Consider the following 5,721-nt stretch of genomic DNA (forward strand, 5'->3'; position numbering starts at 1 on the left):
GGTCGGAACCAGGCTTTCTGGCCAGGGCTTTTGCTGGATTGGGCGGTGAGATGAGTTGGCCATTGAGCTGGTGTTATCCGCTTTATTTATTATCAGCGACTAGCCATCGCCCCGGATGCCCCCATCCGGGGGGGATTGGCACCATTTCTGCATCCCTTTCCTGTTAAGGCCGCTGCCTTGCTGGCCAGTCTGGGCAGAATGGCCCGATCCCTCTCCAAAAGCCCATGGCCAGTGCCCATGATCGTCAGCTCGACCTGCTCAGGATCGTCTGCTGTGTGGCCTGGGCTGACGGGGAGGTCTCTGGGGAGGAAAGGCGGCTACTCGAAAAACTTGAAGCCCGCTATTTCAGGGCTGGGGAGGAAACTGGCGGCAGTTCTGTTACCAGCCAACTGGCCTCCTTGAGCCAGAACGGCTTGAAGCTTGAAGACCTGATCGATCGACTTGATTCTGTGGAAGACCGGCTGCTGGCGGTGAAACTGGCAAACATGGTTGCCAGGGTGAGCAAGCGTGCCGAAGACACTGACTTGATCAACCCACAGGAAAAGGCCCTCTATCGACGGCTTGTGGAGGGTCTGGGCCTCAGTGAGAGCCAGATCCAGGAGTCCGAATGGGCCGCCGAACAGGAATTGGCAAGCGGCCGCAATGTATGGAGCTTGATAGGTGACGCCCTCTCTGGGCTGGGGGCCTGGCCCAGCTCTGAGATGCTGGAGAAGCCCGGCATCCAATGGCTCTGAGCGCCCAACCCAGGCCGATCAGGTAGCCCCTGGGGAATGGGAGCTCTGCCATTTGCCCAGGGCTTCGAGTAGGGACAGGCCGTAGCGATCCAGTTTGACCTGGCCCACTCCGCCTATCTGGCCAAGCTCCTCCAGGCAGCCTGGCCGCCGTTGTGCCACCTCCACCAGGGTGCGGTCATGGAAGACCACATAGGGGGGGACCCCCTGGTTGCTGGCCTGCTGCTTGCGCCAGGCCTTGAGCTGGTTCAGCAGCTCGCTATCTCCAGGCTCGAGGAAGGCCGGAGCGGTGCCCCTTGCGCCGTCGACTTGGCGACCCCGGCTGCGCTCTTGGCTGCGCTCTCGGCTAGTTGGTGGCGGCAGGCGCAACTCCAGCCTCTCGTCACCCCGCAACAGGCGCTTGACCCGCTCTCCCTCTGCGAAGGCCAGGGCTCCGTAGCGTTCCGGGTCAGCGCGGAGCAACTTCACCGCCACCAGCTGTCGAAACAGGCTGCGCCACTGGCCGCGATCAAGCTCCTTGCCAACGCCATACACGCTCAGATCGGCATGGCCCAGCTCCCTGATCCGTGCCGTATCAGCCCCGAGCAGCACATCAGTCAGATGGGCCGCGCCGAAGCTACTGTCGCAGCGATAGACGGCGGAGAGCGCCTTGCGGGCGGCTTCGGTGACATCCACTGCCGTTGACGGTTCAAGGCAGATGTCGCAGTTGCCGCAGGGTTCTGCCAACACCTCACCCAGGTGCTGCAGAAGCAGCTGGCGCCTGCAGGTACCAGCCTCCGTGAAGCCAATAAGGGCATCTAGCTTGCCGTGTTCAACTCGCTTCTGGGCTGGCTCGGCATCGGATTCGTCAATGAACCGTCTCAACTGGGGCACATCCCCGCTGCCATGAACCATCCAGGCGAGCGCCGGCAGGCCATCCCGGCCAGCCCTCCCTGTCTCCTGGTAGTAGGCCTCCAGACTTTTGGGCAGGTCCAGATGGGCGACGAAGCGTACGTCCGGTTTGTCTATGCCCATGCCGAAGGCGATGGTGGCCACCACCACCACGCCACTCTCGCGGCGAAAGCGATCGAGGGCTGAGTGCCTCACCTCGGCATCCAGGCCGGCGTGATAGGCAACCGCGTCATAGCCAGCCGAGCGGAGCTCGAGGGCGAAGCGGTCAACCCGGTTGCGCGACCTGGCGTAGACAATTCCCGCCTCGCCCCGATGGTCGGCCAGGAGCGTTAGCAGCTGACGCCGGGGATTGTCCTTGTCGCGCAATATGTAGCGAATGTTGGGCCGATCGAAGCTGGCCAGAAATACGGCTCCCTGCTCCAGCTGGAGTCGTTTGCGGATCTCCTCCCTTGTGCGCGGATCGGCTGTGGCGGTGAGGGCAAGCCTGGGCACCGCCGGAAACTGCTCGGCCAACACGGCCAGTTGCAGGTATTCCGGTCGAAAATCATGGCCCCACTGGGAGACACAATGGGCCTCATCAATTGCAAATAGGGCCAGGGAAAGCTGGGCCAGGCGCTCCAGGGTGCTGCCTGAAAGCAGGCGCTCAGGGGATAGGTAGAGGAGGTCGAGTTGGCCAGCTTCGATGGCACTCCAGCTGCCCCGGGTTTCGGCGGCGGAACAGCCCGAGTGGATTGCCGCCGCTCGCACACCCGCCTGGAGCAGGGCCTCCACCTGGTCTTGCATCAGGGCGATCAGCGGTGAGACCACCACCGCAAGGCCAGCTCGACACAGGGCCGGGATCTGGTAGCAAAGGGACTTCCCGCCGCCAGTTGGCATCAACACCAGGGCAGACCCACCGGCCACCACGTGTTCGACGATCGCCTGCTGGGGACCGCGGAAAGCGCCGTATCCAAAGACCTGACGCAACACCTGTTGCGGAGACGGCAGGGCCTCCGGGTTCGGCATCGACATCGGGGCGGCCCTACTCAGGCCCTGCCGAAGCTCATCGCCGCTGGTTGGGACCAATCGCCGCTGGCCTGGTAACCCCTTGGATTGGCGCAGAGATGGCGCAGGATCCAGAACAGGGGTTCGGGGCTACTGGTGCCGAGGGCCTGCTGCAGCTCCAGCAGGCTGCGGGTTTTGCCATCACCCAGCAGGGCTTCTAACCGCTCCTGAAGGCCAAGAATCTCCGCTGCTGCCTTTTTGCCTGCTTCCACACCAGGTTGGTCGTAGGCATTGACATTGACCAGCTCGGCATAAAGGCCCACGGCTCGCTCGAACAGGGCGATCAGGGCGCCCAACGCCCTTGCATCGAAGCGGCGCAGGGTGATCGACATGCTCTGGCGCCCCCCTTCCATGAGGGCGGAGCGGGTGCCCTGGAGGAAACCGTCGAGGAAGTCGCCTGGAATTTCATCGCCGATCGGGGCTATGTCGCTGGGTTCCTCGAGGGCTTCAATGAAGGTCACAAAGAAGTTGTCAATGCCATCCCGCAGCTGTTGCACATAGGCGTGCTGGTCGGTGGAACCCTTGTTGCCGTAGACGGCGATGCCCTGGTGGACAACGTTGCCACTGCGGTCGAGTTTCTTGCCCAGGCTCTCCATCACCAGTTGCTGGAGGTAGCGACTGAACACTTCGAGCCGGTCCCGGTAGGGCAGGACCACCATGTCCCTTTTGCCCTCGCCATGGCCTGCCACATACCAGGAGGCGGCCATCAGGGCTGCCGGATTGCGGCGCAGGTCGGCGACCCGGGTGACGCAGTCCATCTGGGCCGCTCCTGCCAGGAAGCCGCGGATGTCTGCCCCAATCAGGGCGCCGGGCAGCAGGCCTACCGCACTGGTGATGCTCGTGCGCCCTCCCACCCAATCGAACATGTCGAAGCGGCGCAACCACTCTCCGGAGACGGCCAGTTTGTCGAGCTTGCTATCCAACATGGTCACGGCTACGGCCTGAGCCGCCCATTGGCCACCGCGGGCCTCAAGCCTTGCCTGGGCCTGCTCCATGCTGATGTGGGGCTCGGGGGTGCCACCCGACTTACTCACCACCACTACCAAGGTGGTACTTAGGTGGCTGTCGAGGGAAGCCAGGGTGCGGCTCATCCCCGCCGGATCGACGTTGTCAAAGAAGTGAAAGGGCAGTCCGACGCCTGCGTCCTGCAGGGCCCTGACCATCAGCAGGGGTCCCAGCCCCGAGCCGCCGATGCCGATCCAGAGCACGTCGGTGAATGGCTGGCCGTTGGGGGCCAGGAGGCTGCCATCCAGAATTGCCTTGCCGAAAGCTTCAATCCGCTCCAGCTCAGCCTGAATGTGCTGGCTGATTCCAGCTTCCGGAGCCAGCTCAGGTTTGCGCAGCCAGTAGTGGCCCACCTGCCGCTGTTCATCAGCATTGGCTATGGCCCCTGCCTCCAGGGCAACCATGGCTGCAAAGGCCTGGTCGAAACGGGGGGAAAGGCTGTCGAGGTCCGCCTGGCCGATAGCCATGCGACTGACGTCCAGCCAGATACCGAGGTCGGCTTCGTACCAGAGCAGCTCGCAGAACCGCTGCCACTGGGTTTCGGCGCTGGAGCCATTGAAATTGGCGAGCATGGCGTTGCGGCTCAAGCCGCTCACGATGCCAAAACTTAGGGCTGACCCTCCCCCAACACCAAATCATGGGCCGGAGTGGGGACCGTTCCGTTGCAACTTAGGGGCCTGGGGAAATTGCATATGATCGTTTTACTTCAATTGGTTACGGGTGCGATTCGGCAGAGCCCTCCATCAGCGTCGCTTCGGCCTGGTCGCCCTTCTGGTTGGCCTCGCTGCCATCCCCTTTGCGGCCACCCCCAACCGCCAGCTTCTGCTGCTCGACCCAGGCCTCAGCGGCAGCGTTAGCACCCCTGTCGGGGAGGGCGAACCCTACGATCCACTGCGGTTTTCAGCGTCCGAGCTGCTCGAGTTGAAGCGTCGCTTTGGCGTGCATGGCCCCCAGCCCCGCCTGGCCCAGCTCTTCACCAGCGGCATTGACCAACTGGAGCCGTTGCGCACCCACACCCTCGGGCGGATTGCCGATCTGCAACCGCTGATCATCGCCGAGTGCCGCCGCCAGCGGGTCAACCCCATGCTGGTTGCTGCCGTGCTGTTCGACGAAATGCGCCATGCCAAGCCCGGCGAGGACATTCCGCTGGCGGCCCATTCCGGCCTGTTCAGCACCCACGGTCCGGCCCAGCTAGGGCTTGGCGAGCTGGTCCACCAGGGGCTGCTCAAAAAGAATGCATCCGAGGCAGAAATCAGCCAGGCCCGCAGTGAGCTGCTGGATCCGCAGCGGAACGTTATTTTGCTAGTGGGAAAATTCGCGCGCCTGAGCCGCGAACTCAACCTGCCCCAGCGCACCCTTGAGGCCAGCAGCAGCCAGCGGGACGCCAAAGCCCTCGCCACCCTGGCCTACCTGCACAACGGCAAACTGGACTATCCGAGACGCATCCTGCGCACGATGCAGGACCCCGAGTTGCACGCCCTGCTTTACGCCAGCCGCAAGCAACCGCCTGCCCCATTGATCTGAACCAATACTTCACCGCTCCAATCTTCACCGCCCCAAGCTTCAACGCTCAGATCTTCAACGCCTACAGAGCAGGCCGAGGTTCTGAAGCCGCTGCTGCAGGGCCTGCCAGTTGAAACTACGGGGGTCCGCCCGCTCACCACCGAGATCCACGGCCCGGTGGGTGGTGATGTTTTCGGCGGGGATCGCAAAGCGCCGCATCCAACTGGCCAGCTGGGCGGCGAGGGCGTCGTACTGGGCGGCGGAATAGCCACTGTGGGATGGGTCGCTGTCTTCCCCGTCGAGGGGCGTTTCCAAGCTGATGTGCAGGGCGAAATTGTTGACCGAGCCGCCCACCTTGGCATTGGTCTTTACCCAGCGACCATTGAAGGCGGAATTGCCCGCACCAAAGGCCCGCTTGGCTGGATCGAGCACCTGCACGACCGCCCCATCCTCTCCAATCAGGCTGTGGTAGCTCACCTGGTCCTCATCGCGGGGATGGGGTGTAGTGAAGGTGTTAATGGCCGATCCGATCCCGTAGACCGTCTCG

5 protein-coding genes are annotated in these 5,721 nt (G+C 63.3%); 2 read left to right on the forward strand and 3 right to left on the reverse strand.

Annotated features, from left to right (window positions below; all coding sequences use genetic code 11):
• The first annotated feature begins 224 nt into the window (after positions 1 to 224).
• Positions 225 to 734, forward strand: coding sequence for a TerB family tellurite resistance protein (locus KBZ07_RS15195; protein WP_254932396.1), 510 nt, complete (start codon positions 225 to 227; stop codon positions 732 to 734).
• Positions 735 to 752: 18 nt separating this feature from the next.
• Here KBZ07_RS15195 and recQ read toward each other — a convergent pair whose 3' ends face one another.
• Positions 753 to 2,633, reverse strand: coding sequence for a DNA helicase RecQ (recQ, locus tag KBZ07_RS15200; protein ID WP_254932397.1), 1,881 nt, complete (start codon positions 2,631 to 2,633; stop codon positions 753 to 755).
• 14 nt (positions 2,634 to 2,647) lie between these two features.
• Positions 2,648 to 4,243 (reverse strand): glucose-6-phosphate isomerase, encoded by a 1,596-nt coding sequence (locus KBZ07_RS15205; protein WP_254932399.1) that lies wholly within the window; start codon positions 4,241 to 4,243, stop codon positions 2,648 to 2,650.
• Between the two features lie 148 nt (positions 4,244 to 4,391).
• Between KBZ07_RS15205 and KBZ07_RS15210 the strand changes: the two genes are divergently transcribed.
• Positions 4,392 to 5,195: a helicase DnaB gene (locus tag KBZ07_RS15210; RefSeq protein WP_396124120.1), complete on the forward strand. Its 804-nt coding sequence runs from the start codon at positions 4,392 to 4,394 to the stop codon at positions 5,193 to 5,195.
• A 54-nt stretch (positions 5,196 to 5,249) separates the two neighbouring features.
• Here KBZ07_RS15210 and KBZ07_RS15215 read toward each other — a convergent pair.
• Positions 5,250 to 5,721, reverse strand: a 472-nt coding sequence (locus tag KBZ07_RS15215) for an N-acetylmuramoyl-L-alanine amidase (RefSeq protein ID WP_254932398.1), incomplete at its 5' end; no start/stop codon positions are given.

The sequence above is a fragment of the Cyanobium sp. BA20m-14 genome (assembly GCF_024346295.1).

What these genes read in the sequence shown, in the direction of transcription:
- recQ (WP_254932397.1), bottom strand. Translation starts at nt 2,633, where the DNA reads ATGTCGATGCCGAACCCGGAGGCCCTGCCGTCTCCGCAACAGGTGTTG.
- KBZ07_RS15195 (WP_254932396.1), top strand. Translation starts at nt 225, where the DNA reads ATGGCCAGTGCCCATGATCGTCAGCTCGACCTGCTCAGGATCGTCTGC.
- KBZ07_RS15205 (WP_254932399.1), bottom strand. Translation starts at nt 4,243, where the DNA reads ATGCTCGCCAATTTCAATGGCTCCAGCGCCGAAACCCAGTGGCAGCGG.